This window comes from Parasphingorhabdus sp., from assembly GCF_036963805.1.
In the GTDB taxonomy this organism is placed as follows: Bacteria; Pseudomonadota; Alphaproteobacteria; order Sphingomonadales; family Sphingomonadaceae; genus Parasphingorhabdus.
Map to the genome: position 1 here is coordinate 125,830 of NZ_JBALUN010000003.1, position 25,329 is coordinate 151,158.

At 51.3% G+C, this 25,329-nt stretch carries 21 protein-coding genes and 2 tRNA genes; 14 read left to right on the forward strand and 9 right to left on the reverse strand.

The features are described from left to right. Positions 1–3: 3 nt before the first annotated feature. The 3 genes from V7676_RS10540 to ubiA all read right to left on the reverse strand — a co-directional run bounded on the left by V7676_RS10540 (position 4) and on the right by ubiA (position 3,010). Positions 4–939: an NAD(P)H-dependent flavin oxidoreductase gene (locus tag V7676_RS10540; protein WP_335659669.1), complete on the reverse strand. Its 936-nt coding sequence runs from the start codon at positions 937–939 to the stop codon at positions 4–6. A 33-nt stretch (positions 940–972) separates the two neighbouring features. Next, entirely contained in the window at positions 973–1,992 is a 1,020-nt protein-coding gene (locus V7676_RS10545) for an aldo/keto reductase (RefSeq protein WP_335659670.1), read from the reverse strand. A 103-nt stretch (positions 1,993–2,095) separates the two neighbouring features. Next, positions 2,096–3,010, reverse strand: a complete 915-nt coding sequence (gene ubiA / locus V7676_RS10550; protein WP_335659671.1) for a 4-hydroxybenzoate octaprenyltransferase — start codon at positions 3,008–3,010, stop codon at positions 2,096–2,098. A 137-nt stretch (positions 3,011–3,147) separates the two neighbouring features. Between ubiA and V7676_RS10555 the strand changes: the two genes are divergently transcribed. Both V7676_RS10555 and V7676_RS10560 read left to right on the forward strand, forming a co-directional pair. Further along, positions 3,148–3,909 carry a 16S rRNA (uracil(1498)-N(3))-methyltransferase gene (locus V7676_RS10555; RefSeq protein WP_335659672.1) on the forward strand — a complete coding sequence of 254 codons (762 nt, stop codon included), beginning with the start codon at positions 3,148–3,150 and terminating at the stop codon, positions 3,907–3,909. A 147-nt stretch (positions 3,910–4,056) separates the two neighbouring features. Continuing rightward, a complete protein-coding gene (locus tag V7676_RS10560; protein WP_335659673.1) occupies positions 4,057–6,009 on the forward strand; it encodes a proprotein convertase P-domain-containing protein in 1,953 nt (650 codons plus the stop codon). On the opposite strand, the gene V7676_RS10565 is transcribed toward V7676_RS10560, so the two are convergent. The 5 genes from V7676_RS10565 to V7676_RS10585 all read right to left on the reverse strand — a co-directional run bounded on the left by V7676_RS10565 (position 6,006) and on the right by V7676_RS10585 (position 10,424). After that, positions 6,006–6,461, reverse strand: a complete 456-nt coding sequence (locus V7676_RS10565; RefSeq protein ID WP_335659880.1) for a YaiI/YqxD family protein — start codon at positions 6,459–6,461, stop codon at positions 6,006–6,008. The genes V7676_RS10560 and V7676_RS10565 overlap by 4 nt on opposite strands. A gap of 20 nt (positions 6,462–6,481) precedes the next feature. Beyond that, positions 6,482–8,500 (reverse strand): DEAD/DEAH box helicase, encoded by a 2,019-nt coding sequence (locus V7676_RS10570; protein WP_335659674.1) that lies wholly within the window; start codon positions 8,498–8,500, stop codon positions 6,482–6,484. A 100-nt stretch (positions 8,501–8,600) separates the two neighbouring features. Next, the gene (locus tag V7676_RS10575; protein ID WP_335659675.1) at positions 8,601–9,785 is read right to left on the reverse strand and encodes an NAD(P)/FAD-dependent oxidoreductase; all 1,185 of its coding nucleotides are present in this window, start codon (positions 9,783–9,785) and stop codon (positions 8,601–8,603) included. 154 nt (positions 9,786–9,939) lie between these two features. Then, positions 9,940–10,015: transfer RNA gene (locus V7676_RS10580), tRNA-Ala, on the reverse strand. Positions 10,016–10,097: 82 nt separating this feature from the next. Next, complete coding sequence (locus tag V7676_RS10585; protein ID WP_335659676.1) at positions 10,098–10,424, reverse strand: TIGR02300 family protein; 327 nt, start codon at positions 10,422–10,424, stop codon at positions 10,098–10,100. A gap of 184 nt (positions 10,425–10,608) precedes the next feature. On the opposite strand from V7676_RS10585, the gene aroA reads away from it, so the two are divergent. From aroA to V7676_RS10645, 12 genes are all read left to right on the forward strand, one after another. After that, positions 10,609–11,976 (forward strand): 3-phosphoshikimate 1-carboxyvinyltransferase, encoded by a 1,368-nt coding sequence (gene aroA, locus V7676_RS10590; protein WP_335659677.1) that lies wholly within the window; start codon positions 10,609–10,611, stop codon positions 11,974–11,976. After that, on the forward strand, positions 11,976–12,236 hold the full coding sequence (locus V7676_RS10595; RefSeq protein ID WP_335659678.1) for a CBU_0592 family membrane protein: 261 nt from the start codon (positions 11,976–11,978) through the stop codon (positions 12,234–12,236). The genes aroA and V7676_RS10595 overlap by 1 nt, the downstream gene beginning before the upstream one ends. Then, entirely contained in the window at positions 12,233–12,877 is a 645-nt protein-coding gene (gene cmk, locus V7676_RS10600; RefSeq protein WP_335659679.1) for a (d)CMP kinase, read from the forward strand. The genes V7676_RS10595 and cmk overlap by 4 nt, the downstream gene beginning before the upstream one ends. A 205-nt stretch (positions 12,878–13,082) precedes the next feature. Beyond that, a complete protein-coding gene (rpsA, locus tag V7676_RS10605; RefSeq protein ID WP_335659680.1) occupies positions 13,083–14,789 on the forward strand; it encodes a 30S ribosomal protein S1 in 1,707 nt (568 codons plus the stop codon). A gap of 272 nt (positions 14,790–15,061) precedes the next feature. Beyond that, on the forward strand, positions 15,062–15,343 hold the full coding sequence (locus tag V7676_RS10610; protein ID WP_335659681.1) for an integration host factor subunit beta: 282 nt from the start codon (positions 15,062–15,064) through the stop codon (positions 15,341–15,343). Between the two features lie 132 nt (positions 15,344–15,475). After that, positions 15,476–15,562 (forward strand) — tRNA-Leu (locus V7676_RS10615). Between the two features lie 494 nt (positions 15,563–16,056). Then, complete coding sequence (locus V7676_RS10620; RefSeq protein WP_335659682.1) at positions 16,057–16,299, forward strand: XrtV sorting system accessory protein; 243 nt, start codon at positions 16,057–16,059, stop codon at positions 16,297–16,299. A gap of 238 nt (positions 16,300–16,537) precedes the next feature. After that, complete coding sequence (locus V7676_RS10625) at positions 16,538–17,188, forward strand: PEPxxWA-CTERM sorting domain-containing protein (protein ID WP_335659683.1); 651 nt, start codon at positions 16,538–16,540, stop codon at positions 17,186–17,188. 627 nt (positions 17,189–17,815) lie between these two features. Beyond that, on the forward strand, positions 17,816–19,210 hold the full coding sequence (locus V7676_RS10630) for an exopolysaccharide biosynthesis polyprenyl glycosylphosphotransferase (protein ID WP_335659684.1): 1,395 nt from the start codon (positions 17,816–17,818) through the stop codon (positions 19,208–19,210). A gap of 3 nt (positions 19,211–19,213) precedes the next feature. Further along, on the forward strand, positions 19,214–20,290 hold the full coding sequence (locus tag V7676_RS10635; protein WP_335659685.1) for an acyltransferase family protein: 1,077 nt from the start codon (positions 19,214–19,216) through the stop codon (positions 20,288–20,290). 38 nt (positions 20,291–20,328) lie between these two features. Further along, a complete protein-coding gene (locus V7676_RS10640) occupies positions 20,329–22,887 on the forward strand; it encodes an AMP-binding protein (RefSeq protein WP_335659686.1) in 2,559 nt (852 codons plus the stop codon). Between the two features lie 6 nt (positions 22,888–22,893). Next, complete coding sequence (locus V7676_RS10645; protein WP_335659687.1) at positions 22,894–24,267, forward strand: O-antigen ligase family protein; 1,374 nt, start codon at positions 22,894–22,896, stop codon at positions 24,265–24,267. Here the strand turns inward: V7676_RS10645 and V7676_RS10650 are convergent. Further along, positions 24,221–25,318, reverse strand: a complete 1,098-nt coding sequence (locus V7676_RS10650) for an acyltransferase family protein (protein ID WP_335659688.1) — start codon at positions 25,316–25,318, stop codon at positions 24,221–24,223. The two genes, V7676_RS10645 and V7676_RS10650, sit on opposite strands and share 47 nt — an antisense overlap. Between the last annotated feature and the right edge of the window lie 11 nt (positions 25,319–25,329).

Here is a 25,329-nt window from a genome sequence, read left to right on the forward strand (position 1 = left end):
TTTCTAGAAAATCTTGGCGGCATTCAGCGCGCTGAAGCGTTCAGTAATCTCGAAAAATTCGGTCACCGTTTCATCAATTATCTGTTTTGCAGTTTTTATCTCGTCAATCAAACCGGCTGATTGCCCAGCCAGACCAACTGCGGCCTCCATATCACCGCCAAAATAGACATCCAATATACCTTTGAATGTGTCCGGTGGCATCAGGCCATCTTCATATATTTTCGCGGTGCGCTCTGTTTTCAGAGCACGGATGCAGGGAGTCGCTTTCTTATTCAAGATATGAGTACCGGTTTCCTTGGCATCCAATATGGCCTGTTTATAATTATGGTGGACCGGACTTTCAGCGCTCGACACAAACCGCGTGCCCATCTGGATCGCTTCTGCGCCCAGCGCAAAGGCCGCTGCCATCCCCTTGCCATCAACGATACCGCCAGCAGCCACCATTGGGATGTCGGATTTGCGGCGAATGGCTTGCAGCAAAACAAGGGTAGATACTTCCTCTGGATTTTTAAAACCTCCGCCTTCTGCGCCCTCAACGATCAGTCCATCAATCCCTGCTTCCACGCATTTCATTGCCGCGTCGACGGTCGGAACAGCATGATAAACAACGATCCCTGCTTCTTTCAACGGGCCGATAAATTTGGCGGGACTGCCAGCCGATGTCGTAACAAATTTCACGCCCGATCCGCAGATATGATCCAGTATCGCCGGATCTTTAAGGAACATAATCGGAAGGTTCACACCAAAGGGTGCATCGGTCAAGTCGCTCATCTTTGCGATTTCAGCCATACAATTTTCGGTTTCACCCGATGAGGTTTCAATAATACCCAGTCCGCCTGCGTTGCACACAGCAGAGGCGAGTTGCGAACGAGCGATCCAGCCCATCGGGGCCTGAACAATCGGATATTTTGCGCCAGTATGTTTCAGAAAGCGGTTCATTATTTATTCTTTCGCTGTGTTAAATCTGGCCGATCAGCCCATCGGATAGAGGATGTCCTTGGTCACTTTATCGACCGCCTTCATAACCTCGTCGCTGAGTACCAATTCGCTGGCGGCGAATATGTCAGGCAGCTGATCCGTATGGGTTGCGCCAACAATTGTGGAAGCGACAAAATCATGCTGCTTGGACCAAGCGGTCGCAAGTGTGACCGGTGCGATGCCCGCTTCTGCGGCAATAGCCATGAAACGCTTGGTTGACGCGATGCTTTTCTCGTTCACAAAGCGCTGCGCCATTTTGAACTGGCGCGTGCCTTCCGTTGCGAGATAGGCTGAAAAACGCGATCCTTCCGGTTTCGCGCCATCATTATATTTGCCGGACAAGACCCCGCCCGCAAGCGGTGAATAGGGGATAAGGCTGACACCCTCTTTGTTACAGACCTGCGCCAGCTCATCCTCAAACCGGCGGTTGTTCATACTGAAATTATTCTGGATCGTGGCGTAGCGCGTGACGCCAAGACGCTCTGAGGCTCCGAGCGACTTCATCAGCCCCCAACTGGTTTCGTTGGAACAACCAATGGCCCGAATTTTTCCGGCGCGAATTTGATCGTCGAGCACTTCCATTGTTTCATCATAGGCAGTACCATGGTCCGGCCAGTGGGTCTGATAGAGATCAATATAGTCCGTCCCGAGCCGCTTAAGGCTATCATCCAGCGCCTTAACGATATTATGCCGGTCGAGCGCGGTATTGCCCTGACGAACAGCCGCCTGAAACCAGCCGCCGCTGGGGCCAGCCACTTTGGTTGCCAATATGATAGAATCGCGGTCTTTATCTTTCAGCCAGCGTCCTACAAATTCCTCGGTCCGGCCAGCATATTCGAGCTTCGGCGGCACCGGATAAATTTCAGCGGTATCAAAGAAATTAATCCCCGCATCTAGCGATTGATCCATGATCTTATGGGACATGGCTTCATCGGCACCGGTACCAAAAGTCATCGTTCCCATGCAAATGTCCGACACATGCAGGGCGCTCTTGCCAAGGCGGCGTTGTTTCATTCAAGCTCTCCGGAGGTTCTTGTGGTTTTAACTACACAGTTAAGGATGCCAGAATTTGAATGGGTTGCAAGAGGCAATGCAATTATTCTGGTGACAGTTTTTCTTATCCCGCTTGCCCAAGCACCAGACAAGCAAGAAACATTAGGAAACCGGCAAAGCGGTTAGAGCGGAATTTATTGAGCGCGTCTTCGCCATCACCGCTCTTCAGCGTACCGACCTGCCACGCGAGATGCAGCCCTATCGGAATCAGCGCGGCCAGACCCAGCGCTTGTGGACGCATGATCCAGAAAGCCCCCGCCCAACTGGCCAGCGCAAGCCCGTAAAAGACAAGCACGCCGAAACGCACATTATCGCCGAGACGCAGCGCGCTGGACCGGATACCAACCAATGCATCATCCTCCCGGTCCTGCAGTGCATAGATGGTATCATAACCGATCACCCAGAATATTGACCCTGCATAGAGCAAGAGCATGGCGGACGAAAATTCCGGCGCAACAGCAAGCCAGCCGACCAATGCGCCCCATGAAAAAACCATGCCTAGCCATGCTTGCGGCCACCAGGTTATCCGCTTCATAAACGGATAAGCAGCGACCAATGCCAGACTGGCTAGCGCCATCAGCTTGGCCGTCATGCCCAGTTGCAACCACACAACCAATCCAATCAAACAGAGCACCCCCAGCCACGCCCAAGCGGCTTTTAGTGACACCGCACCGCTGGTCAGCGGCCTTGAGCGGGTGCGCTCAACCTGTTTATCGAGATCGCGGTCCACAATATCATTATAGACACAGCCCGCCCCGCGCATCGCAATGGAGCCCAGCAACAACCAGAAAATCAATTCCCAGTTCTGCACCGCTCCGCCAGCCAAGGCCACGCCCCAAGTGCAAGGCCAAAAGAGCAGCCACCAGCCGATTGGGCGGTCTAAACGGGCGAGCAACGCAAAAGGGCGAGCCGCGGCGGGCAGCAAGCCGATCAAGCCGCGATATTCAGTGTCAGGGAGGGTTTCAGGTTCGCTTTGCATCTGTTGCTCATAGAATAGTAAATAAAATTCGTCATCCTGAACTTGGTTCAAGATCTGCTGTGAAATCGAAAACAGGCTACCAGATGCTGAAATAGATTCAGCATGACGAAGATGTAATTTTATGTATAGAAATCTACATGCCAGCCACACCAGCCTATCCGCCACGCAGCGCTCCGCGCCTTTATGTAGATATCGAACTCAGCGAAAATGCTGAAATTCGGCTGGATGGTAGCCATGCCCATTATCTACTTAAAGTTATGCGGATCAAAGAGGGTCAGCCGGTAAAGCTATTCGACGACCAGACGGGTGAATATCTGGCGCATGTGACAATGATCGGCAAACGCGACCTGATATTGCTGATTGACGGAAAAACGCGGGAGCGGGAGAATAGTCCTGACCTGTGGCTGCTGGCGGCTCCCATAAAACGCGCGCGCTATGACTGGATAGCCGAGAAGGCCACAGAACTAGGCGTAGCAAAACTAATACCGGTGCAAACCGAACGAACCCAAAACAATCCGATCAAGCTAGATAAATTGCGCGCTCATATGATTGAAGCGGCGGAACAATGTGAGCGTACGGCCATCCCCTTATTGGACGATCTGATCAAACTGGATGTTTTGCTCAAGGACTGGCCCGAGGATCGCCATCTGTTTTTCGCCGATGAACGCATCCATGAGACCGGAGAAGGAAGCTTCCGCAAGGCACTAGTAGCGCACGATGGACCGGCCGCTATATTAATTGGCCCGGAGGGCGGATTTTCGGATGTTGAAAACAGCCTGATCCGCGCCCTCCCCCAATCCGTACCTGTCTCACTTGGTCCCCGCATTTTGCGCGCCGATACCGCTGCGGTTGCCGCGATCAGCGTTTGGATGGCCGGGCGCGGTGATTGGAACAACTGAAGCATAATAAGGGTATTTAGCGGGGTTTCGGTAAGATTCTCGCAACTAAAGAGACCTGTTAATCCTATTTAATGATGGGTCTTTTACCAAATATTCAACCTATTCTTTTATCGCGAATCCATGTTTGTGGGAACATACCAAGTCGGATTGACCAGATCCGCAATGCATAAATGCGCGAAAGGCTTTGTAGAAACACTACTGGGCCTGTTCGCTATCGCAATGTTCTTCGGCAGCGCGCAAGCGCAAGCCGCGACAATCAACTATACCAACAGCACCGATGCAACCATAAGCGAAAATGCTACGCCTTGTACCAATCCGTTGCTCATACCATTTTCAGTTGGGACCAGCTATACGGTGTCTGACGTAAATATCGGCATTTTAATCGGCCACACATATCGCGGCGACCTTCTTATGTATCTGCGATCGCCAGCAGGCACACGGGTTGAAATTTTCAGTGGTACTGGCGCAGGAGCAGATAATTTCAACGTACAATTGGACGATGCGTTCGGAACGTCAGTTTCCACGCACAGCTCAGCCGATACGGCTACCGCTGGAACCAGCGTTCCGCCTTATCAGCGCAACTTTTCTCCCGCAAACGCGCTAACCGCCTTTAACGGCCAAAACTCATCGGGAACGTGGCGGCTGGAAATATGTGACCGGTTTAACGGGGATAGCGGCAGCTTTTATCAAGCCAACCTCTCGCTGACAGATACGCCAACAAATTTTGCGGATTTATCCCTTTCTAAAAGCGTCAATAACGCGGCACCAACAAACGGGGCCGCCATTGCCTATACTTTGCAAGTCACCAACGCTGCCGCATCACCAAATACGGCGACCGATGTGGTGGTAAGAGACATTCTACCGGCAGGTGTGACATTCGTGAGCGCATCGGGATTTGGCTCTTATAATAATGCGACCGGCAATTGGTCCGTCGGCACTGTTGCTCCAGGCCAAACCCGCGCTCTCACGATCAATGCTACGGTTAATGCGACATCGGGCGCCGTCATAACTAATACGGCCGAGATAACCGCATCATCAATCGTAGATATCGACTCTACGCCCAATAACGGAAATACAGGTGAAGATGATTATGCCGCCCGAAGCTTTACCGTCGCTGGTACGCGTACAGCTGGAACACCGCCAAATCTTTCCACCATCTGTTCACCCGCCAACCAGATATTATTCGACTGGAATGGCAAGTCATGGGCCAGCGGTTCGTTAAATAATAGCTTCACGATCGCCGGTATCGGCAGTGTGAATTTCACTCTTTCAACAGATGGCAGTTTCCAAAGCTCTCCCGAAGTAAACAACAGCAACACAGGTGCTTTCGGTACGGGCCAGCAATCACTGTACCAATTTTTGGAATTTACCAACAAAACACAAAGCTCCACCACCATAGTCACACTGCCAACGGCAGTTCCCGGTCTGCAATTCACCATTTTTGATGTGGACTATGCGGCCAATGATTTTGCCGATAAATTTACGGTTACTGGTACTTACAATGGCGCAACGGTGTATCCGACGCTAACCAACGGCATCGCCAATTATGTCGTCGGTAACAGCGTCATCGGCGATGCTGGGTCGGACAGCGCATCAGCCAACGGCAATGTGGTTGTCACCTTTCTCGCCCCCGTTGATACTATTTCCATCGTTTACGGAAACCACACGACAGCACCCGATGATCCAGACGGTCAGGCGGCGTCCATATATGATTTCAACTTTTGTCGGCCAAATACGGCATTGAGTATCACCAAGATCAGCCAAGTCATCAGCGATCCGGTTAATGGGACCGCCAATCCCAAAGCTATCCCGGGCGCGATCATCCAATATTGTATCCTGATTTCCAATGCAGGTAGCGCCACCGCAGCCTCGATTAACGCAACCGATACCATTCCCGGCAATATCACCTATACGGCAGGAACCATGCGAAGCGGCAATAATTGCGGATCTGCGGCCACTGTGGAAGATGATAATGCAACCGGAGCCGATGAGACAGATCCATTTGGCGCTGCCATTAGCGGGACCGTCCTGACAGCGACAGCCGCGTCATTGGTCCCAGCACAGGCTTATGCACTCACTTTTCAAGTCACGGTAAACTAGGCCCGGCGTTTCATCCGCATTAGCACAGCATCCAGAGACGATAGAAATGTGGAACGGTCATTTTTGCTAAATGGCGGCGGGCCACCGATATTTTCCGTACCCATGCCAGCGCGCAGGTCCGCCATAATGGCCCGCGTGGCAACAGCAGCGCCAATGGAGTCCGGTGTAAAGGGCTTACCATTGGGTGCGAGCACTTCTGCCCCTGCTTTGATACAGCGGTCCGCCAGCAATATGTCGGACGTAATCACGATGGTATCGGCGGAGGCCCGCTCCGCAATATAATCATCAGCAGCATCGAACGCATCACTCACTACAATACGACTGACAAGCGGATGAATCGGCACCCGAAAATGGCTGTTGCTTACAACAATTACCGCCACTTCCAGTCGATAGGCTACCCGGTAAATTTCATCCTTTACCGGGCAGGCATCGGCATCAATATATATTTCGATTGCGTTAGCCATGCAGCATTTTAGTCGCCTCTGGGTTTGCCTTCAAATGGCCGCTTACCACGGTGGGGGCTTTTGCCTTTTCCGCCAAAATCGCCTTTGGGGCCAGATTTGCGATCACCTTTAAATTCGGATTTCTTTTTAAAGCCATCGCCGAATTCGCGTTTTCCGCCACCTTCGTTACCGCCTTCGCGGTCACCCGAAGGCTTGCGCTTTACAAAAGGCTTTCCGCCATCTTCAGACCTTTTGCTATAGGGCTTCTTGCCGCCAAAATCCCGGCCTTCCGATTTGCCGCCACCGGAGTTGCGATCACCAAATTTATTCGCGCCGAATTTCTTGCCGCCAAATTTCTTGCTGGCATTACTATAATCCCGGCCACCGCCGCCCGCATTGTCGCCGCGTCCGCCTTTACGGTTGCGCTTGGCTTCATCGCGTGGTTTGCCTTCAAACTGGGTGATCACGATATCATCTGTATCGTCGCCGCCAGATTCACGTTTTTCAGCAATGGCTGCTGTGAACTTCTCAACGACACGGCGCGGAATTTCAAACAACGTGTCGTCGCCATTTATCCGGATTGCACCAATTTCATTCTTGGTAATATGCCCACGACGGCAAAGTACCGGCAGCAACCAACGGGCATCGGCACGCTGATTATGGCCAACATTCATTTTGAACCAGACAGTATCTTCAAAGCCGGGACGGGGTCCGCTGGCCGCTGGTTGTGATTGCGTACCGCGATCCAGCATCTGCTCTGGCGCAGGCATCTTGGCGCGATGCGATTGGACGAGCATCGCCGCAATTTCTTCCGGCGTTTTTTCAGCCATCAGACGTTTTGCGAGTTCCAGATCGTCTTCGTCAATTTCCACCGGCTGCAACAAAGTTTCAATCAACCGATTCGCATCATTTTTCCGGATATCAGCCCGTGTCGGCGCATCTCTCCATTCTGCTTCGATTTTCGCCCCGCGCAGCATGGATTCCACCCGCTTGCGACGCTGATAAGGAACGATGATAACCGCCGTTCCCTTTTTACCTGCGCGGCCCGTACGCCCTGACCGATGCTGCAAACCTTCCGCATCGCGCGGAATTTCTACGTGGATAACAAGGCTCAAACTAGGTAAATCGAGCCCACGCGCCGCGACATCGGTTGCTACACAAACCCGCGCACGCTTGCTACGCAACGCTTGCATCGCCTGATTACGTTCTGCCTGCGTATGCTCGCCCGAAAGCGCAACAGCACTAAATCCGCGATCAACCAGACTGGCATGCAGCCGCCGTACGGCTTCGCGTGTCCCGCAAAACAGCATCGCCGATTCGGCTTCATGAAAACGCAGCAGATTGACGACTGCGTTTTCGGTATCAGCAGGCGCGACAGTTATCGCTTGATAGGCAATATCGCCATGTCCGCGATCTTCGCCGACAGTGGAAATGCGTAGCGCATCATTTTGATAACGTTTGGCAAGATTGATAATCGGTTTTGGAATGGTCGCAGAGAAGAGCAAGGTCCGACGATTCTCGCCCGTCGCATCCAATATTTCTTCCAGGTCTTCGCGGAAGCCCATGTCGAGCATTTCGTCCGCTTCGTCGAGCACCGCAGCCCGCAACTTGCTGAGGTCGAGCGCGCCGCGTTCCAAATGGTCACGCAAACGTCCCGGCGTTCCCACGATCACATGCGCGCCGCGCCGCAATGTGCGCCGTTCTTTGGAAGCATCCATCCCGCCAACACAGGTGGCAATCTGCGCACCGGCTGGTTGATAGAGCCATGTCAACTCACGGCTGACCTGCAAGGCCAATTCGCGCGTGGGCGCAATGACCAAGGCCAGAGGTTCAACCAGAAACGGGAACCGTCCATTTTCGTCGAGCATCTCGGGGGCCATGGCAAGGCCAAAGGCTACCGTCTTGCCAGATCCGGTTTGAGCCGACACAATAAGGTCGCGCCCGGCCGTTTCCGGTTCGAGCACAGCGGCCTGTACGGCAGTTGGCTTGGTATATTCGTGAGCTGCAAGCGCTTCAGCTAGAAGCGGCGGGAGGTTGGTAAAAGGCATGAAAATCCGTTCAGTGGCAAAAGTAAAAGGCCGCCGGGAATGCCAATCACCAGCGGTTTTCGATAAAATATCGCTTGTTTAAAGAGTCTGTGCTGCGGGGTCAGATTGCCTTACCGGCAGCATGGCCACTCGCCCAAGCCCATTGAAAATTATAGCCACCGAGCCAGCCGGTAACATCTACTGCCTCCCCAATAGCATAGAGTCCGGGCATTTGCCTAGCTTCCATATTTTTGGAAGATAAATCCGCCGTGCTAATACCGCCCGCGGTGACCTCGGCCTTAGCAAATCCTTCTGTGCCATTGGGCATGAAGCGCCAATTTGAGAGACGCCGTGCGACCTCGTCCAGCTTGCGATCAGCCAGATTCCCTAGATCTCCCGACAATGCGATTCGATCAAGCAATGTTTCGGCCAGACGGCTAGGCAAATGTGCATTAATCGCTTTGGCCAGTCCCATGCGGGGTTGTTCCCGCTTCAATTGGGACAGCCAATCGGACTTAAGGTCCGGTAGAAAGTCAACGCTAACCGGTTCGCCGTGCCGCCAATAGGAAGATATTTGCAATATGGCCGGCCCAGACAAACCTTTATGGGTGAACAACGCCGCCTCGCGAAAGCTAGTCTTGCCGCAGCTCGCAATAATTGGAGCCGACACACCGGACAGCGAGCGGAACAAGGTTTCTTCGCCGCCCAGCGTGAGCGGAACAAGCGCCGGACGCGGCTCCACCACTTTTAAGCCAAATTGCCGTGCAATGTCATAAGCGAAACTGGTAGCGCCCATTTTGGGAATAGAAGGCCCGCCAGTTGCGATCACCAAGGAAGGCGCTGTTGCGCTCTCGTTGCCGTATTCGACATGATATTGGGCATCTCGATGACTAATATCCGTAATCGACCGGCCCAAGGACAAGGTCACGGCGTCATCCGGACATTCATCCATCAACATCGCAACAATCTGTTTTGCCGGGCCGTCGCAAAATAACTGGCCCAAGGTTTTTTCATGCCAGGCAATGTCATAGCGATTGACCAGCGCAATGAAATCTTGCGCCGTATAACGGCTAAGCGCCGATTTGGCGAAATGTTTATTGGCGGAGAGGTAACGGTCAGCTGCGGTCTTGCTATTGGTAAAATTACAGCGACCGCCGCCTGAAATCAGGATTTTTTTACCCGGCTCGTCCGCGTGATCGATTAGCAGCACCTTACGGCCCCGTTGACCGGCAATCGCCGCACACATCAGACCAGCGCCGCCAGCGCCAAGGATGATGGCATCATATTGAGTCGGGATATTCGTCATGATTATATGCCATCCTGCGCCAAAGCTAAGGTTGGCAAGCTGATTCCGGTTTGTGGGATTGTACGATTTATTATGGTCACCGTGTGACACCCTTCGCTTACGCTCGGGAATTTTTCGGTCGCCGGTCCGCCGGACCGGCTTTCATCCGAAAAATTGGTGGAGCCTAGCGGGATCGAACCGCTGACCTCTTCGCTGCCAGCGAAGCGCTCTCCCAGCTGAGCTAAGGCCCCTTCTGCGGCGCGTTTAATCCAAGCACGCCGCAATTTGCAAGCCCCAAATGAGGCTTGCTTCAATCAAATTCAAATTTTCTGACTAGGTTTCAGCGTTATCGTCGTCGTCACCCTTGCCTTTGGTAACACCCAAATCATCATCACCGCCCAGATCGACTTCATTATCCGGTGAAGGCTCTTCGTCATCAATGTCGATATCCAAATCGTCATCGGCAACTTCATCTTCTTTTTTTGAATCTTTCTTTGGCGCTTCTTCAAACGGCATAGGCTGTTTGGATTTCAGGCCTGGCTCAGGCGTCCATGTTTCATCACATTCAATGCAAGAAACAGGGCTTTCTTTGCCCAAATCGTAAAAACGTGTTCCGCATTTCGGGCAGCTTCTTTTCGTGCCCCATTCTGGCTTCACCATGGCTGGTTCCAAATCCTTATTTGTCAGTAATATACATGATGCCCGTTCGCAAAACTTATTGAATCGCGCATCCAATCGGGGCGCGCCTTGCCATAGCTTAGCCGCGCTGTCAAAAGCCGTTTCACATCCCGAAACGAATCAGGCGCGATACGACCGCGTGTGATCGCATAATAAAGCCCCTAAAATGACCAGTAAACCACCATATCAGACCATAACAGAAGCTGAGCCAGCCTCCTTTAGTCCCGCAGGTCCATTGACCGGTCGGGTAACAGTTCCAGGCGACAAGTCGATATCGCACCGGTCACTGATTCTCTCTGCTCTCGCAATCGGTAAAAGCGAAATTAGCGGATTGCTGGAAGGCGAAGACGTATTGGCCACGGCGGCAGCGTTACGGGCCATGGGCGCGACTATCGACAAAAATGGGGACACATGGACGGTGCATGGTGTTGGCGTGGGCGGATTGATGCCACCCGAAACCGCCCTTGATATGGGTAATAGCGGCACATCGGTGCGGCTGTTAATGGGGCTGGTCGCCTCACATGATATCAGCGCGACCTTCACGGGCGATGCCAGCCTGTCCAAGCGTCCCATGGGCCGCGTTATTGACCCCTTGTCCCTAATGGGAGCGGAATTTACCGCCCGGACATCGTCCGATGGCAAGGCTTGCCTGCCGCTAACGGTGCGCGGTCTATGTCCAGCCATCCCGATGGAATATCGGCTGCCAGTGGCGTCCGCTCAAGTAAAGTCGGCGATATTACTGGCAGGACTAAATACGCCAGGGATCACTCGTGTCATTGAACCGGTACCGACCCGCGATCATAGTGAAACTATGCTAAAGGGCTTTGGCGCAGATATCTCTGTAGAGACGGACAAAGATGGCAACCGAATCATTTCGCTTGTCGGTGAAGCCGAATTGACGCCGCAAATAATCACGGTTCCCGGCGATCCGTCTTCCGCTGCCTTTCCTGTGGTTGCTGCTTTATTGGTGCCCGGTTCAGATATTATAGTTGAAAATGTGGGTATAAACCCGACCCGCGCTGGCCTATTTACCATTCTCCAGCAAATGGGCGGCGACATTAGCTTCGAAAACCAGCGCACTGTCGGCGGAGAACCCGTCGCGGACATCCATGTAAAGCACAGCAAGCTCAACGGCATCACAGTTGCTGCCGACATCGCACCCAGCATGATCGATGAATTTCCCATCTTATTCATCGCCGCCGCGCTCGCGGACGGAGAAACGATAACCAATGGTTTGTCCGAACTTCGGGTCAAAGAATCGGATCGGCTTTCACAAATGGCCCAAGGGCTCGCTCTACTGGGCGTCGATGTAACGGAAAAAGAAGATGGTTTGGCGATTACGGGAAGCGGCGGCAAGTTACTGAACGGCAATGCAGATATAATATCGATCCAGACCGCGCTGGATCACCGGATCGCAATGAGTTTTGCTATCGCTGGTCTCGTGACAGATTCGGGCCTTTCGATCGATGATATCACGCCAGTACAGACTAGCTTTCCGGGATTTGAAAGCCTTATGACGGAACTTGCCTCCTGATGATCGGGGAGTTTTCCGCCAATGTCGTCGGCATATTGGGTAGTATTCTGGTCGTCTTTGCTTATGGCTATAATGTCCATGCTTCTCGGGTGAATGCCTTTATCTATAATGGTGCAAATCTGGTTGGTGCGCTTTTTCTAACCTTGTCGCTTATGGTATATTTCAATCTGGCGTCTTTTCTTCTTGAAATGGTTTGGATCGTCATTGCCCTCGGCGGCCTGTGGAAAGCTTTTCAGGAACGTGCGGAGCAACGACCATGATCATTGCAGTTGATGGCCCCACTGCGTCAGGCAAGGGTACAATCTCCAAAGAACTGGCGAAGCATTTCACCCTGCCCTTTTTGGATACCGGCTTGCTCTATCGCGCGGTGGGCTGGACTTTAAGAGATCAAGGGGGAGATGCTGATAATGTGGCCGATGCGCTAGCCGCCTGTCAATTTGACAGCGCACTACTCGACAATCCTGCATTGCGCAGCGAAGTGATTGGTGGCTTGGCCAGCCGGGTGTCGGTTCATCCCGAATTACGCAGGGCGCTCGACAAGCGGCAAAAAGATTTCGCTTACCAACCCGCCGGGGCGGTACTGGATGGCCGTGATATTGGAACAGTCATTGCGCCGGATGCCGATGTGAAGCTTTTTGTTACAGCTTCATCCGAGGCACGTGCCGTGCGGCGTTTCGAGGAAATGAAGCGGCGCGGCGAACTGGTGAATTTTGATGATATTCTTGCGGACATTTTGAAACGTGACGACCGCGATCAAAATCGTGCGGCGGCGCCGCTGAAACCCGCCGAAGATGCGGACTTGCTTGATACGACCAATTTGACTATAGGCGACGCCATTCAACAGGCAATTGCTTTGGTGAATGCGAAGATTAGCCGCCGGGAAAATAATGGCCCGGCATAGCTGAATAGCAATGCGCAAGACGGATCGGTTAATTACCAATCTGGCTTTGGTGCAGCTTTTTCTGTTCTGGCCCATATCCCGTATCACCATTTTTTGGCAGTTTTCTGGGGGATATGGTTGTCACATGAGGTGCGGCCATGTTTTGGTCCAAGACCAGCGGAACCAACCGCTTGGCCCGAAAAAATGACTATTAAGGAACTCTTATATGGCCTCTACGGCATTTCCCAGTCGCGATGATTTCGCGGCACTATTAAACGAATCAATTGGCGGTGAAGATCAAGGCTTTGAAGGCCGCGTGGTCAAAGGCACCGTTGTCGGCATCGAAAATGACATGGCTGTCATCGATGTAGGACTGAAATCAGAAGGCCGTGTAGCGCTGCGCGAATTCGCCGCTCCCGGTCAAAAAGCCGAACTCAATATTGGTGACGAAGTCGAAGTCTATGTCGACCGCATCGAAAATGTGAACGGCGAAGCAATGTTGTCCCGTGACCGCGCTCGCCGCGAAGCATCTTGGGATAAGCTCGAAAAAGAATATGACGAAGGCAACCGTGTAGACGGCATTATCTTCGGACGCGTCAAAGGCGGCTTCACCGTCGATCTTGACGGCGCCGTAGCCTTCCTGCCTGGCAGCCAGGTCGATGTTCGCCCTGTGCGCGACGTGACCCCGTTGATGGACATTTCGCAGCCTTTCCAGATCCTGAAAATGGACCGCAAACGAGGAAACATCGTTGTTTCCCGTCGCGCCATTCTGGAAGAAACCCGCGCAGAACAGCGTTCGGGCCTGATTGAATCTCTCGCTGAAGGCCAAGTGACCGAAGGCGTTGTGAAAAACATCACCGATTATGGTGCCTTTGTTGACCTGGGCGGCATTGATGGCCTGCTCCACGTCACCGACCTCAGCTATAAACGCGTTAATCATCCCAATGAGATGATTAACATTGGCGATACGTTGAAAGTCCAGATCATCAAGATCAACAAAGACACACAGCGCATTTCGCTTGGCATGAAACAGCTCGAAAGCGATCCATGGGATGCAGCTTCCGAGAAATATGCTGTTGGCACAAAATTGGCTGGCTCTGTCACGAACATCACCGAATATGGTGCGTTTGTGGAACTGGAAGCTGGCATCGAAGGTCTTGTCCACGTTTCAGAAATGAGCTGGACCAAGAAAAATGTTCATCCTGGCAAAATCGTTTCCACCTCTCAGGAAGTCGAAGTCATTGTTCTGGAAGTCGACACCGAGAAGCGCCGGATTTCCTTGGGCCTCAAACAGGCTCAATCCAATCCATGGATCGACTTTGCGGATACACATCCAGTAGGCAGCACGGTTGAAGGCGAAGTCAAGAATGCGACCGAATTCGGTCTATTCATTGGCCTTGAAGGCGACGTCGACGGCATGGTTCACATGTCTGACATCGCATGGGGCATTTCCGGCGAAGACGCACTAAACCTTCACCATAAGGGTGAACAGGTAAAAGCGATCGTTCTCGACATCGATGTTGAGAAAGAACGTATTTCACTGGGCATGAAGCAGCTTGAAAAAGGCGCTCCTGCAGTTGGCGGTAACGATGCCGGCGGCGGCCTCAAGAAAGGTGCGGTCACCACTGTTACCGTTCTTGAAGTGCGCGATGGCGGACTGGAAGTACAAGTCGGCGACGACGGTGCAACCGGCTTCATCAAACGAACCGACCTTGGCCGCGATCGTGATGAGCAACGCCCGGACCGTTTCCAGGTTGGCCAGAAAGCCGATGCAATGATTATCGGCTTCGATCGCTCCAAGAAACCAAACTTCTCGATCAAAGCCCATCAGTTGGCCGAAGAGAAACAGGCTGTCGAACAATTTGGTTCAACCGATTCCGGTGCGAGCCTTGGCGACATTCTTGGCGAAGCGCTCAAGAAAAAAGAAAACTAAACCTCTGGGCATTGCCCAAACCAGTTTTAAGAAAAAGCCCGCTCTCGCAAAACGAGGCGGGCTTTTTCATTGGCTGGCCCTTTACCAGCACGGCAGATGAGTTGCAAAAGCATCCCAGTTCAAGACTGATTATTTCGTAAAATCCAAAGTCCATTGAAAACAAGTAAATTTTCTGTCAGTATCATCTCTTAATCGCGATGTAGTACAAACCCTTTTACACGACACTTACAAAAGAAACCTCGTGGCTACTCGACAATTGGAAAGGCACGCTCATGATACGTTCTGAACTGCTTGAGAAACTGGCCGAAGAAAACCCTGACTTGAAGCCAGATGAAATTGAGAAGATTGTGGACTTGTTTTTCAATCAGATAAGCCAAAAATTGGCCGAGGGCGGACGCGTCGAGCTACGCGGCTTTGGCGCCTTTTCGACCCGTCAGCGCAAACCACGCACCGGCCGCAATCCCCGCACAGGCGAATCAGTAGAGGTCCCCGCCAAGCGAGTCCCCTATTTCAAGCCGGGCAAAGAAATCCGCGAGCGTCTCAATAAAGACTGAATATTGAGCTGAAACCGTCAAATATCTCGGAGACTATCAAAAAACTTCGCATTAGTTCATCTCAGCACTTGACCTGCTGCGTGCAATAATGCTTGTCGAAAGTTCATTCGGCCTTGAGCTGAATATACCGGTGCGGACGTGGCGAAATGGTAGACGCAGCAGACTTAAAATCTGCTATCCGAAATGGGTGTGCGGGTTCGAGTCCCGCCGTCCGCACCAGTTATACCTTTGACATTGCCACTAACATCACGACGGAAATAGCTGGGCAGCTTTCATACTGGTCCGTAGACTCATAAAAGCACAACCGGATACGTCTACAATCTTTGTTGGCGAGCAACATCTCGCCCCTTCCGCTCATGGCCAATCAACTGGGTGACCGCCTTGTTGTCGTGAGCCGGAGCCGGAATAATCAATAGCTTTACCAACGAGCCATGTTCATCCGTTGCACCATCGATAATCCACATTTCTGGACAGGCAAGGAACTGCCAATATAACCTTGATCTCCGGCTAACCTAACAAATCTATAATCGGAACAAACAAATATACTAGCCCCTCCCGGGTCCCGGCATCCTGGAAGGTTCCCGATCCCTCAAATCCCAATGCTGGACACTGACTAAACCCCAATGTTGCAAAAATAGCCAACCCGGTTATCTAAGTGACTTAAGAACTGTCGCCGATGATAGTTTGATTTCGTTATTGAAAGTAAGCAGCTCATGGAAACGATTTGGGACTGGATAACCGTAATTGCCTTTGCCGGGCTGGCGACATTATTGCTGGAACGATCAATGGAAGATGAACCGAGCGATAAACTATGGCAGTATTTTCCTCCTGCTATTAGCTGCGCGATTGTCAACTATTTAGGAAATGACGGGCAAAACCTCATTGCTGCTGTGATCTTCGGTGGCGTCATCGTATATACGATCTTGGTTCTAAAAATACGCCTTCCAAATTTTTAGGTTCTTTTTAAGTCTGCCGAATGGATTTCGCTTGCTTCAGGGCATTGTCTTATTTTGGGACATTTCCGGAATATCTCTAATTTTTGACTAACTTAAGCTTAACGAATCGTTTACTTTTTTCAAATCCCCCTCTAAACGACGAGACAGTACACCATTAGCGATTCATGTTTAATCTAACAACATCGTGTGTGCAGGGTCACATGTGGAATTATTTTTTAGATTTCTGAGGAGGATTGACGTGAAAAAGTTTATCATTATGGCCAGTGTCTTGGCGCTTGCCCCAGTCACTGTATCTCACGCCGCGACAACCGTGTCTGCATCAACTGCCACGAACCCTTACGCGGGCCCAGCCCCAACCTATGATTTTGATTTGGGCGATATTGTACCGATCTCCGGTGGCACACGCTTTTACAGCAGCGCCCCTGGGGTCGCGATTACTCCATTCGGCACTGACGGCTCTTTTTATGCAGTTGGGCCGTTGGCAGGTCGTCCGGCTATTCTGTCGCTCGCTGCTTTCAGCCAGATTGGTAAGCTGAGTTTATCTTGGGGTTCCATAGACACTTCAAACCTACTTGAGGTTCTTGATCGCAGCGCCATCCCGAACGTGCTCGCAACCATCACCGGCACCCAAATTCAAGGGTTGGTCGGAACCGCTGGGGCCTATTTCCCTCGTGGTGCTCTGGTCACGCTCAACTTCAATGGCGGTACAGAGTCTCAGATCGGTGGACTTCGCTTCTCTTCGCGGAACAATTCGTTCGAATTTGATAATATTGCGGTTGCACCAATCCCAGAGCCCGGCATCTGGGCAATGATGTTGCTAGGCTTCGCAGCAATGGGCTTTTCGCTCCGTCGTCGGGAAAAGACGAAGGTCCGTGTCCGTTTTGCATAGAACAGACACGAAATAAATTCAAAAGGCGTCAGAGAAGTCTGGCGCCTTTTTTATTTTCATGGCTGATGCCACCGATCGCAATACGCGGTCCGCCGCTTATCTGACTTAGCGTTCGGGCCTTGTTAGCTCGCGGATACATCCGCAGACAAATGCAACAGCGAAGTTTGATGAATGCAACCAGGTCCCAACAATTCCATCAGCCGATGCACTTTGTGATCAAAGAGCTTCCTCGCGCTTAATGTCTCGATGAGAGCAGATCGTGAAAAATACTGCGCCGAATTTGAGTCACCGCTCTACTGTAACATTCAACAATAATGGCGGGTCAAGTGTAGCTTTTCACTCAATCGATTGGGGAAATCTGGTTCGAACAATGCAATGAGGATTCCGTTTACAATTATTAAACCCCGCCATGGATGGAGACAAGAATAATGGAGCATTTTCCGTAAAACACGGTTCCGGTAAATGCGGCGAGTTTCCGTTGGGTAACATTATAGATAACGTTAAACCCCTCTATCTTATAGATTTATATATGCTTTCCCAATCAGCATAAAAAAATAGCACTGTCATGTGATCATGCAGATAGTTATAGATCATGAAGTAGTTGAAAAATAATTAATTCGGACGGAAATGAATATTCTCGAAACCACCTCATCCAGATTAGATAGCAGTGCGCATGATCAACATGTGGCCGTATATCCTGCGCGAGATAAGCGGACTTTTCTCTATGCTTTCTCACTGCTGCTAGACATTCTCTCAATGTTTGGCGGATATGCGTTCGCACTGCTTGTTCGTGATCCCCAATGGCTGGAGTCAGGTAATCAGGCATTGATTGTTGTGGCTTTACCAATTTTCATAATGTTCGAGATAGCGCGCGGAGCCCAGTCGGTTGAAACGCTTGAAAATCGCCTACTCGGTATCCAGCGGTCACTCGGTGCATTGATAGCCAGCGTGTTGGTTGTGATCGGGCTGACGTTTCTATTCGGAGCAGGCGAAGTTTCCCGGTTAGGGTTTGTCGTTACTTTCGCGGCTACGGCAGTGCTTGTCGTGATCTCCAAATTCATTGTCGACTGGATTTTCAAAAAGACCATGAATGGCATAGCGATTGCGACGATTTTGCTCATCGATGGACTTGAGGCTGCCCCAGAAATTGGGATCGACGTTTTTGACGCCGGAGAAGCCGGATTGTGGCCCGATCTAGATCACCCCGAGATGATAGACGCGCTTTCGCGGGTTATCGCCACCTATGACCGGGTCATCATAGCGTGCAGGTTTGAACACCGGGCAGCTTGGTCCACTTTCCTCAAAGGACACGACATAGGCGGAGAGATTCTGCTTGACCGGGACCTACTGCACGGAGCAGTCGGGATTGGTGAATATGCAGACCACGATACCATCATAATTTCCCACGGACCTTTGAATCTGTTCAACCGCCTTCAAAAGCGCGCACTAGACCTTGTTGTCGCCTTGTTCGCACTGATCGTTCTTTCACCGTTGCTAGTGATAGTTGCTTTTGCCATCAAGATGGATAGCCCAGGGCCTATCTTATTCCGGCAAATGCGAGTGGGCCAAGGAAACCGACAATTCCGGATATTCAAATTCCGCTCCATGCGTATAGAAAACAGTGATGCCAAAGGAAACCGGTCTACGGGACGCGAGGATGACCGCGTCACTCGTGTGGGGCGTCTTATTCGTCGCACTAGCATTGATGAGTTGCCGCAACTCTTCAATGTATTGCGCGGCGAAATGAGCATGGTAGGTCCACGACCACATGCATTGGGTTCACTTGCAGGGGATGCACTGTTCTGGCGAGTGTCCAACCATTATTGGCTCCGCCATGCGCTGAAGCCAGGCATTACCGGCCTTGCCCAGATACGCGGGTTTCGCGGATCAACGGATCAGAAAGAAGATCTGGAAAAGCGACTGCGCTGCGACCTTGAATATCTATCTAACTGGTCGATAGGCCTTGATACCATGATCCTAATCAAGACCCTACCCGTGGTTATCCACAAGAACGCCTTCTAAGAGATGGAGACCGAGAACATAGGAAATGATGCAGCGAAATTGATTGAACGTAATCCGGAACCAAGGGACGCCTTGCTTGATGGCTTCCGGGCTTATGCGGTCGGCTTGGTTATTTTTGGACATGCCATAGCATATCGGTTCGCCGACCAGTTTGAGTCATGGGGCATTTTTGGTCATCAGATACGGAGGCTATCCGGCCCTCTGGCCAACCTTGGCGTTTATGTATTCTTTACGATCAGTGGATATATTATTACAAATCTTTTGCTGCGCGAAGAGAAACGGAGGGGACAGATTAGCCTGCAGGCCTTCTACTTACGCCGTACCTTTCGCATCCTTCCGCCGCTGCTAGCATATCTGATCGTTGTTTTCTTATTGTCCAAGAGCGGTGTTATCGCATCGCCTGTGAACGAGCTTCCACGGGCCCTTTTCACATGTAATTTGTTGGAATGTGAATGGTATACAGGTCACACGTGGACTCTAGCCGTGGAAGAACAATTCTATCTCGCATGGCCTGTCATTTTCCTGTTCACTACAAAGCGAATAAGATCGCACTTTTCTGTGATCGGACTGATCAGCCTTATCTCTACCTATGCGGTATTGGGTTGGACATTTCATAGTAATGCTCTGTCGTTCGCCTGCATCACTGGTGGTGTATGTATCGCACTATGGCCCAATTGGCGTGAATTTCTGACGGATCGATGCGGCACTTTTCTCTGGATTTTTGCTGGTATTTTGGCAGTCCTTGGGCCATTTATTTTGGGTAATTGGCTCTCGGGGCTGATTATGCCGCTACTCGTGCTCATCCTGATTTTCGGGTCTTATGGCTTGAGCTGGGTTCGCCCGTTCCTCGTTGCTCGGCCGGTACAATGGATCGGTGCGATATCCTACAGCCTGTATTTGTGGCAGCAACTATTTCTTGGCCGTGAAGCCATTGGTCCTGCTGTAACGCTTTTGCTACTACCTGTTGTGGCCCTACTGTCAATGTATCTAATCGAACGCCCCTTCATACGTCTGTCGCACCGTTTGTCGCGTTCTATAGCCACTTCTTCTCTAACTCGCATATCTAAGATAGGTGGCTGATGAGCATTCCAATGGAAAACGGAGTTAATTCTGATCTTATGGACTCTGCATCACTTCTTAGCGTTGAAAAACTAAGCGGAATTGCATTTGCGAAATGTGCCGATCGGGCTTGGCGTGAACATAAGGTTTTGCTGATCGGAGAGAATTCTGCGGTAAAATTACCGGTCGGAGCGCGCTGTAAGCTGGCGCCTGGCGGGGGATGGTATGATGGCCGGTTCGAGCCTGATAATTCAGACGAAATTGCCCAGATTTCCAGTACATCAGGAACTACCGGAGCGCCCAAAGCCATCGCTATTTCGCGACGAGCAATCAGTAATACAGTGAGCCGACTGATTGAGACGATGGAAATGGACAGTTCCATCCGTGAATATATTGCAGTGCCAGTTACGTACAGTTTCGGGCTCGGCCGTTTACGTGCTGTTGCCGCAGTTGGAGGGAAATCTTACCTTCCCGATGATGATTTCCGTCCCGATGAAATCCGTAATATGCTGCGCGAAGGGACAATCAATGCATTGTCCGCTGTGCCCACAATGCTGCGTTTGATGATCACAAACCCGGAACTGATTGGTTCGGCAGGAGCGAAACTACGCTGGCTCGAAATTGGGAGTCAGCATATGTCTGTTAACGAAAAAAAGAAAGTTCGCGAGCTTTTCCCGAATGCTCTTATCCTACAACATTATGGCTTAACCGAAGCGTCGCGATCAACCTTCCTGCGCATCGATAAAGCAACCGATGATGAACTTGGCAGCATCGGTCAGTATATTGGCGACCACGGAGCTGTGCGTATCGCGTCCGATAAAAGGATAGAGATCAAGGGCCCTCATGTCGCTAGCGGGACAATTACAGGCAAAGCTTTAGAACCGGTTGTCCAAGTCGACGGATGGCTGCGTACCAACGATCTTGGCGAAATTCGTGACGGATCTCTATATTTTCTCGGGCGTGCAGATGACGTTGCCAATATTAGCGGGATAAAGGTTTCGGCGGAGCATTTTGAGAAGCAAATATCCGAACTCATACCAGAAAGTGCGCAGGTCGCGGCCTGCGTTCTCGATGATGATCTACGCGGGAATAAGATCGGAGTCGCTTATATCTGCTCCAGTATTGAAACGATCCGTTCGGCTGTAGAGAAACTTGCCGGACAGCTAGCCCTTCGCCCTGCAGATATCGTCATAGCAGAACTAGATGATTTTCCCCGCACTGAAACCGGAAAGCTCCGCCGAAAAGCTCTCGCCAGTATGATTGTAGCGAAAAAGCTCCAGCCGGATGAACCGGACATTATTGCACCGGACTTAGTTATGGTCAGTCCAAAAGAGGCCGAAATCGCTATGATATGGCAGGATGCTTTGGGTCTCGCGAAGGTCGGCCCGAACGACAGCTTTCATGACCTTGGTGGGGATTCGCTCTCTGCAGTATCGGTTATGATAAAGGCGGAACAAGTAGGTTTTCCACCCGAAATTCTACAGCGGATGTTTGCTGGTGAAACCGTCGCACAAATCGCCCGTGCCCTGGAAAACGAAGCCGCGCCAATTATACGTAGCAACACCAGAGCAATCCGTGCCGATGCATTGAACGCATTGCGGGGCTTGTTTGCCCTCTTGATTGTCATTTCCCATTGGGGACCGTTCCTCATAGATCGAATGGGGAGCGCCGGTACTGCAATCTGGTCCTTCCTTGGGCCGCTCCTCAGAATTGGGACTCCGGGCTTTGCGATGGTCTACGGCATGGGTCTCGGTTTTTTTTTCTTTGGTCAAATCGACACGGGTAGGAGAATTCTGCATAAGCGTATTCGCAAGAATACTCTGCTGATTTTTGCAGGTGTTCTTCTTATCGCGCTCACTAGTGCATGGAGTTTGCTGACGTCCGGAACAGACTTCGGCCCGATCTGGCCCGAACGGCTCTTCTATGAAGTGCTGCTTTTTTACGCGCTTATGGTGCCTACGTCGCTGTTCTGGCTGCGTATCGTCGCCTGCACGAAACATCATATTCTTAACAGCCTGTTGATGGCCATATTTGCTTATGCCTGCTATTTCTTCTTTTTATATTTATGGCCGGTCAATGAATGGACTGGTTGGGTCAGCCTTGGCTGGCACATGCTAGTTGCACCCTATGCCTATCCCCGCCTGCTAGGCGCAGTATTTCTCGGACTTGCTGCTGCAATATGGTTACAGCGCATCAACGATTGGAAGAAGATCTGCGGAGATGCAGCGAAACTTGGCTTGGGATTGGGCATATTTGGTTTTACCGCAGTCGCGGTTCTCCCTGGTGGCTGGACTAACAACGCCGGAGGTATGGTTGCAATCGGGGCATTTGCGGGATTGTCACTCCTCCTTTATGCGGGTGCCGTTTATATAGCGGCATCCCAGAATCGACCAGAAATTCTAAAATTAATGATCATTTGCGGCATGATTGCATTTCCGATATTTATCGGACATGGTCTAGTGTTTCAGTTAAAAGCAATATTGGAAGCTTATGGATCACCGACGATACTGGCGATTGCCATCCCTAGCCTAACTTTCGTTTCAGCAATGTTCTGGCTTGGCAGAAGATTATATTTTCTGGTTTTTGGCCATGCGAAACCCAGCGCAAAAGAGATTTGATCCATCATGCGTTATGTCGGAATCGTTTTGATTTTTCTCTCTATCCCGGTCTTAATCGGATGGTTGAGAACCTATCCCGCTCATAGGAAATGGGCCTATTTCGCGATAGGCGCATTGCCCTTTACTATCAGTTGGATAAACCTTGATGCCTCGCTGATAAATTGGCCCGCTTGGACAGGCTATGCCAAAGGCATCGTCATCACTCTGATCGACACATTGGCGCTGGCTATCATTTTAACCAGCCGCACTCCTTGGCGAGGGCTCCCGTTTCTGGGGTTGTTTTTGGCCTATCTGTTCGCCGTGACCCTTTCTATAGCGTTCTCCAATTTACCGATGAGCTCAAGCTTTTATGTATTTCAGATCGCGCGAGTACTTCTCGTTTTCGTAGCAGTCGCATCTATTATGAGTGACCCAAAGGCAATCCGCTGGTTAGCCTGGGGGCTTGCGGTCGGCGCGATTGTTCAGGGTATCGCTACTGTTGACCAACGCTTGTCAGGCGCGTTACAGGCATCAGGGACAATGGGACATCAGAATTTACTCGGACTAATGTTGCACTTTGTTACCTTCCCCCTTTTGGCGCTCTCGCTCGCAGGAGAGAAAAGCAAGATCATCATCCTCGGTGTTCTGGCTTCACTCATTGCTGTAGCTCTGGGTGCCTCACGCGGCGCAGTCGGTTTTGCTGCAATGGGTCTGGTTGGCCTCTTCGTACTGTCGATGGCAAAGCGCATGACCGCGCATAAATGGAAAATGGTCGGGCTGGCGGTTGTGTCTCTCGCAGTCATTGCGCCACTTACCATCAGCACCCTTGACCGGAGATTCGGTGACCAGCCCATAGATACCGGACCAGATGGCGAACGAGAGGCTTTCGAACGGGCAGCCAAGGCGATGTGGGCAGACCATCCAATGGGGGTCGGCGCCAACCAATATGTCGTCACTGCTAATTCAGGTGGCTATTCCGAACGCGCGGGCGTGATATGGAATTATGCCAGCCGCTCGGCCAAGGTGCATAATATGTATTTGCTAACAGCCGCGGAAACCGGCTGGTTCGGACTAATCACGCTGGCAAGTCTGATCGGTTGGGCAATAATGCGCGGTCTGGCATTTAGCTTTGCCCACCGCCGTGATCCACGCGGAGACCTTGTGTTGGGTGCGGTAGTTGCAATAGCAGTAACGGCAGCACATGGGTTTTATGAATGGGTCTTCTTGCTGTATCACGCACAATATTTATTCGCGATATCTCTGGGTATTATTGCAGGTGTTATTCGCTTGGCCAAACGTGAAAAAGCCCATCGTGCGATGATGCTTATCCGCCAGCGTTCTGAATCAAAGCAAGCTAGCGAGAAGCCTCCGCGTCTCGAACGGGAGACAACGGGCGCTTAGGGTTTAATTTCCGCAGTAATGGTTTTTCGAGCCGGTGATGAAGCAATTCGGCAATAACAAGCGCTAGCATAGCGATTATAATGGCCGCCAATGCGGGTTCGATTTTGCCCATGGCGGGAAATGGCAGAGCCAGTTGGACCACGACCGTAATGACAAGAATATGGACAAGATAGAGAGCGTAGCTACTATCTCCGAAATGACCGATCCGCCTGATCCAAATGGGTGCCATTCGACCGGATTCGGCGATCACCGCCCCTGCAACGAGCATAGTACTCGGCGCACCCCACATTATTATACTCGGTAGTTTGTCATACCCACAGATGATACCGCCAATAAATATGATCATAGAAATCAGGATCAAAGCGAAACCACCCTTTTTAGGTAATAGATTCCTTGCCAACAACCAGCCGATAATCGCACCGGCAATAAATTCGAGCAGCAAAGAGTTCGTAATCAGATTCCAGACAGGATTGTCGATGGGCAATAGAGTACCCAAAATTATGCTGATTAGAAAAAATGCAGCCAGCATGGTCAGTCCCCGGTTCAAGCCTGCAAGCATGGTCACGGCAAAGCAAAGATAAAAAAACATTTCGAATGCGAGCGTCCAAGCCGGACCGATAATGGCAGCCGCATCGCCGGGTAAAAGCAGCAATGCGCCCACTACCTTACCAAGTGAGATGTCATAAGAAATACCGAACAGCGCGTGAACACACAGATACAATGCGGCACAAATCCAGTAGATCGGATAAATCCTCAGCAGACGTCGACGCATGAAGCCTTTCGCATTGAAGCCACCATCAAAACGGCTTGTAAAAACCATGATAAAGCCACTGATAACGAAGAAAATATGTACACCGACTGCTCCGAAAGCAAAGAGATAGGATTCGCTGACAAAACCGGGGTCAACGATACGCGTGGAAAAAGCCAGTTGGCCATGAAATAGCACCACCAGCATGGCCGCCAGCGCCCTGAGAACCTGAATCGAATGGAGGGTCCGGGGCCTTGTCCTGTTCGCAGTCGATCCCGGTTCCGTAATATACAATTTGATCATTTGTTCTCCAG

Excerpts from the sequence above, each read along its gene's own strand:
- V7676_RS10570 (WP_335659674.1), bottom strand. The coding sequence starts at position 8,500 with ATGCCTTTTACCAACCTCCCGCCGCTTCTAGCTGAAGCGCTTGCAGCT.
- V7676_RS10645 (WP_335659687.1), top strand. The coding sequence starts at position 22,894 with ATGCGTTATGTCGGAATCGTTTTGATTTTTCTCTCTATCCCGGTCTTA.
- V7676_RS10555 (WP_335659672.1), top strand. The coding sequence starts at position 3,148 with ATGCCAGCCACACCAGCCTATCCGCCACGCAGCGCTCCGCGCCTTTAT.
- V7676_RS10585 (WP_335659676.1), bottom strand. The coding sequence starts at position 10,424 with ATGGTGAAGCCAGAATGGGGCACGAAAAGAAGCTGCCCGAAATGCGGA.
- cmk (WP_335659679.1), top strand. The coding sequence starts at position 12,233 with ATGATCATTGCAGTTGATGGCCCCACTGCGTCAGGCAAGGGTACAATC.
- V7676_RS10635 (WP_335659685.1), top strand. The coding sequence starts at position 19,214 with ATGGAGACCGAGAACATAGGAAATGATGCAGCGAAATTGATTGAACGT.
- ubiA (WP_335659671.1), bottom strand. The coding sequence starts at position 3,010 with ATGCAAAGCGAACCTGAAACCCTCCCTGACACTGAATATCGCGGCTTG.
- V7676_RS10545 (WP_335659670.1), bottom strand. The coding sequence starts at position 1,992 with ATGAAACAACGCCGCCTTGGCAAGAGCGCCCTGCATGTGTCGGACATT.
- V7676_RS10575 (WP_335659675.1), bottom strand. The coding sequence starts at position 9,785 with ATGACGAATATCCCGACTCAATATGATGCCATCATCCTTGGCGCTGGC.
- rpsA (WP_335659680.1), top strand. The coding sequence starts at position 13,083 with ATGGCCTCTACGGCATTTCCCAGTCGCGATGATTTCGCGGCACTATTA.
- V7676_RS10595 (WP_335659678.1), top strand. The coding sequence starts at position 11,976 with ATGATCGGGGAGTTTTCCGCCAATGTCGTCGGCATATTGGGTAGTATT.
- aroA (WP_335659677.1), top strand. The coding sequence starts at position 10,609 with ATGACCAGTAAACCACCATATCAGACCATAACAGAAGCTGAGCCAGCC.
- V7676_RS10610 (WP_335659681.1), top strand. The coding sequence starts at position 15,062 with ATGATACGTTCTGAACTGCTTGAGAAACTGGCCGAAGAAAACCCTGAC.
- V7676_RS10650 (WP_335659688.1), bottom strand. The coding sequence starts at position 25,318 with ATGATCAAATTGTATATTACGGAACCGGGATCGACTGCGAACAGGACA.
- V7676_RS10620 (WP_335659682.1), top strand. The coding sequence starts at position 16,057 with ATGGAAACGATTTGGGACTGGATAACCGTAATTGCCTTTGCCGGGCTG.
- V7676_RS10640 (WP_335659686.1), top strand. The coding sequence starts at position 20,329 with ATGGACTCTGCATCACTTCTTAGCGTTGAAAAACTAAGCGGAATTGCA.
- V7676_RS10540 (WP_335659669.1), bottom strand. The coding sequence starts at position 939 with ATGAACCGCTTTCTGAAACATACTGGCGCAAAATATCCGATTGTTCAG.
- V7676_RS10630 (WP_335659684.1), top strand. The coding sequence starts at position 17,816 with ATGAATATTCTCGAAACCACCTCATCCAGATTAGATAGCAGTGCGCAT.